Origin of the sequence: Flavonifractor sp. DFI.6.63 (assembly GCF_024462255.1) — a bacterium.
GTDB classification, from domain to species: domain Bacteria; phylum Bacillota; class Clostridia; order Oscillospirales; family Oscillospiraceae; genus Lawsonibacter_A; species Lawsonibacter_A hominis.
In genome coordinates, this window is the sequence record NZ_JANGBE010000111.1 from 1 (window position 1) to 316 (window position 316).

At 38.0% G+C, this 316-nt stretch carries 1 protein-coding gene; it reads left to right on the forward strand.

The genetic code is table 11. From position 1 onward, the window contains the following. Nucleotides 1-316, forward strand: a 316-nt coding sequence (locus NE547_RS18125; RefSeq protein WP_256176636.1) for an ATP-binding cassette domain-containing protein, incomplete at both ends; no start/stop codon positions are given.

The window sequence follows — 316 nt, forward strand, 5'->3', positions numbered from 1 at the left end:
GCTTGCAGTAGATAATATTAACTTGGAAATTAGGGACGGAGAGATATTTGGTCTTATAGGCCATAATGGTGCTGGTAAGTCTACTACCCTAAACAGTATGGTAGGAATTATCGACGATTTTGTAGGTACGATCACTATAAATAACCTAGATAGGAAGAAGGATAGTCTTGAACTCAAAAGGATAATAGGCTATGTGTCTGATTCTCCTGATAAATTTCTAAAGTTACGGGCCAAGACCCTATGGAACTTTATTGCTGATATTTATGGTGTCAGCAGTGAGGAGAGAAAGACGAGACTTGACTATATGCTTGAAAAG